We start from the raw sequence: 3,574 nt of genomic DNA, 5'->3' as shown, positions 1-3,574 counted from the left end.
TGGGCGCACCACATGTACACCGCCGGCCTCTCGCTCAACACGCAGCGCTATTTCGTGTTCGCGACGATGGTCATCGCGGTGCCGACCGGCATCAAGATCTTCTCCTGGATCGCGACGATGTGGGGCGGCTCGATCCGCTTCACCGCGCCGATGGTCTGGGCGATCGGCTTCATCTTCCTGTTCACCGTCGGGGGCGTCACCGGCGTCGTGCTGGCCAATGCCGGCGTCGACCGCTCGCTGCATGCGACCTATTACGTGGTGGCCCACTTCCACTACGTTCTGTCGCTGGGCGCCGTGTTCGGCATCTTCGCGGGGTTCTACTACTGGTTCCCGAAGATGAGCGGCTATGTGATGCCGGACTGGATCGGCAAGCTGCATTTCTGGATCGCCTTCGTCGGCGCCAACCTGCTGTTCTTCCCCCAGCACTTCCTGGGCCTGGCCGGCATGCCGCGTCATTATGTCGACTATCCGGACGCCTTCGCCGGCTGGCATTTCTGGTCGTCGATCGGCTCATACATCTTCGCCGCCGGCCTGCTGGTCTGGCTCTACGGCATCGCCTTGGCGTTCAGCCGCAAGGAGCTCGCCGGCGACAACCCCTGGGGCGAAGGCGCGACCACGCTGGAATGGACCCTGTCCTCTCCCCCGCCCTTCCACCAGTTCGAGACGCTGCCGCGCATCACCGGCTCGGATCACTGACGACCATCCGGCGGCGGGCACTCACGCCCGCCGCCGCCCTTCCCCGGAGCGCCTCGAAGCGAGACGTTCCGGAGACGGGCGGCAACCGTAATCGCCGCACGCAGCGCCCGCCTCGGGGCGCCACGACCCTTTGAGTCCAAAGACGAATCGATTGATGTCCGCTGCGTTCGATACCCGTCCCGACAATGCCGGCCTCGCCTCCACGGGCGAGGCGCGCGATTTCTTCGCGCTGCTGAAGCCGCGGGTGATGTCGCTCGTGATCCTGACTGCGCTGACCGGCATGGCCACGGCCCCGGGCTCGATCCACCCCGTGCTCGCTGCCGCCGCGCTGCTGGCGATCGCGGTCGGCGCGGGCGCGTCGGGCTGCCTCAACATGTGGTATGATGCCGATATCGACGCGCTGATGAGCCGCACGGCCAAGCGCCCGATCCCGTCCGGCCGAATCCTGCGCTCGGAGGCGCTGGCTTTCGGGCTCACGCTGTCGATCGGCGCGGTGCTGGTTCTGGGCCTGGTGGCCAACATGCTGGCGGCTGGGCTGCTCGCCTTCACGATCTTCTTCTATGCCGTCGTCTATTCGATGTGGCTGAAGCGCTCGACGCCGCAGAATATCGTCATCGGCGGCGCGGCCGGCGCCTTCCCCCCGATGATCGGCGAAGCGGTCGTCACAGGCCATCTCGGCTGGCACTCGCTGGTGCTGTTCGCGATCATCTTCCTGTGGACCCCGCCGCATTTCTGGGCGCTCGCCCTGGTGAAATCGGGCGATTACGCCCGCGCCGGCATTCCGATGATGCCGAACGTCGCCGGCCCGGCCGCGACGCGCCGGCAGATCGTGCTCTATTCGCTGATCATGGCCCCGGTGGCGGTGCTGCCGGCGCTGATGGGGTTCGGCGGGATGATCTATCTCGTCGCCTCGGTAACGACGGGCCTCGCCATGATCGTCCTGGCCCTTCGCGTCTGGCGCCGGAGCGAGGGCGAGGCGGCGGTGAAGGCGGCCTATTCGCTCTTCGGCTTCTCGATCATCTATCTCTTCCTGCTCTTCGCCGTGCTGCTGGTCGAGAACGGGCTGGGGCTGATGTGGGCCCTGCCCAAGGTGATCGGATGAGCGAGAACGGGCAGCCCCCGCGCGCTCCCGCCGCGTTTTCGCCCGAGGACATGGCCCGCCGGCGCCGGCGCTCCGTCGCGCTCGCCTTCGTGCTGGCCGGGCTCGTGGTGTTCTTCTTCGTGGTGACGCTGGTGAAGACCGGCCCCGCCATCCTCAACAGGCCGCTGTGATGAGCGGCGCGCCGGGTTCCGCCCGCCCGAAGAACATGGGCCGCACCGCGCTGGTCTGCGTCGGCGTGGTCTTCGGCATGCTGGGCGCCTCTTTCGCGGCCGTGCCGCTCTACGACCTGTTCTGCAAGGCCACCGGCTTCGGCGGCACGCCCAGGATCGGCACGGCCCAGATCGGCACCGCCGCGACCGGCACCGTTCTCGACAGAACGATGTCGGTGCGCTTCGACGCCAATGTCGCGCCGGGGCTGGGCTGGAAGTTCGAGCCGGAAAGCCCTGAAATCCAGGCGCAGGTCGGCATCACGCAGACCGTGTTCTACAAGGTCACCAACCGCTCCGACCGGACGGTGACCGGCATCGCGACCTATAACGTCACGCCCGAGCAGGGCGCGGCCTATTTCGTCAAGATCCAGTGCTTCTGCTTCACCGAGCACACGCTGAAGCCGGGCGAGAGCTTCGAGGCGCCGGTGGTGTTTTATATCGACCCCGAGATCGCCAAGAACCGCGAGCTCGACGGGGTCGGCGCGATCACGCTCTCCTATACCTATTTCGCCTCCAAGGGGGGCCAGCCCGTCGTCGAAGGCCGGGCCGGCTCCGCGAAGGATGACGCGAGCCATCCGAAACTGTAAAACGCGCTCGAGACGAAGCGCGGACCACAAGCCGCACGCGGAGACCGACCATGGCCGGGGCCCACACCAAGCACCACGACTACCACCTCGTCGATCCGAGCCCGTGGCCGCTCGTCGGCGCGACCAGCGCGACGATCCTGGCGATCGGTGCCGTGATGTGGATGAAGCACATGCCCGTCGGCGGCATGCAGCTCGGCCCCCTGGTCTTCGGCGTCGGCCTGCTCGGCGTGCTCTACACCATGCTGTCCTGGTGGATGGATGTGGTGAAGGAGGCCCAGCACGGCGACCATACCCGCGTTGTCCAGCTGCATCACCGCTACGGCATGATCATGTTCATCGCCTCGGAGGTGATGTTCTTCGTCGCCTGGTTCTGGGCCTATTTCGATGCCAGTCTCTTTTCCTACGAGAAGATCAACTATCTGCGCTACGACTTCACCGGCGGGCACTGGCCGCCCAAGGGCATCGAGACCTTCGATCCCTGGCATCTGCCGCTGCTCAACACTCTGATCCTGCTGACCTCGGGCACCACGGTCACCTGGGCCCATTACGCGCTGATCAACGACGACCGCGAGGGACTGAAGCAGGGCCTGTGGCTCACCGTCATCCTCGGCCTGCTGTTCACGCTGTGCCAGGCCTATGAGTACTCGCACGCCGCCTTCGCCTTCTCGGGCAACATCTATGGCGCGACCTTCTTCATGGCGACCGGCTTCCACGGCGCGCATGTCGTCATCGGCACGATCTTCCTGGCCGTCTGCCTCTACCGCGTCTATCTCGGCCATTTCACGCCCAAGCAGCATCTCGGCTTCGAGTTCGCCGCCTGGTACTGGCACTTCGTCGATGTGGTGTGGCTGTTCCTGTTCGCCGCGATCTATGTCTGGGGCGCAGGCACCCCGGGCGCCGGACATTGAGTTCACCGCGTTCGGCGGTCACCTCGACACAAAGGCGGCCGAGAGGCCGCCTTTTTCTCTTGCGGAGGCCAT

5 protein-coding genes are annotated in these 3,574 nt (G+C 66.2%); all 5 read left to right on the top strand.

The genetic code is table 11. From position 1 onward, the window contains the following. A partial coding sequence (locus ACOJTB_RS13670; protein ID WP_420103078.1) for a cbb3-type cytochrome c oxidase subunit I occupies positions 1-696 on the top strand: 696 nt, incomplete at its 5' end. Between the two features lie 154 nt (positions 697-850). Next, positions 851-1,798, top strand: a complete 948-nt coding sequence (locus tag ACOJTB_RS13665) for a heme o synthase (protein WP_420103077.1) — start codon at positions 851-853, stop codon at positions 1,796-1,798. Beyond that, positions 1,795-1,968, top strand: coding sequence for a hypothetical protein (locus ACOJTB_RS13660; protein WP_420103076.1), 174 nt, complete (start codon positions 1,795-1,797; stop codon positions 1,966-1,968). The genes ACOJTB_RS13665 and ACOJTB_RS13660 overlap by 4 nt, the downstream gene beginning before the upstream one ends. Beyond that, positions 1,968-2,594, top strand: a complete 627-nt coding sequence (locus tag ACOJTB_RS13655; protein ID WP_420103075.1) for a cytochrome c oxidase assembly protein — start codon at positions 1,968-1,970, stop codon at positions 2,592-2,594. The genes ACOJTB_RS13660 and ACOJTB_RS13655 overlap by 1 nt, the downstream gene beginning before the upstream one ends. 50 nt (positions 2,595-2,644) lie before the next feature. After that, a complete protein-coding gene (locus ACOJTB_RS13650) occupies positions 2,645-3,502 on the top strand; it encodes a cytochrome c oxidase subunit 3 (protein WP_420103074.1) in 858 nt (285 codons plus the stop codon). Positions 3,503-3,574 lie beyond the last annotated feature (72 nt).

The organism is Allobosea sp. (assembly GCF_048595345.1).
In the GTDB taxonomy this organism is placed as follows: Bacteria; Pseudomonadota; Alphaproteobacteria; order Rhizobiales; family Beijerinckiaceae; genus Allobosea.
Note: the sequence above shows the minus strand (reverse complement) of the source record. Positions and strands in the feature narration are given on the sequence as shown.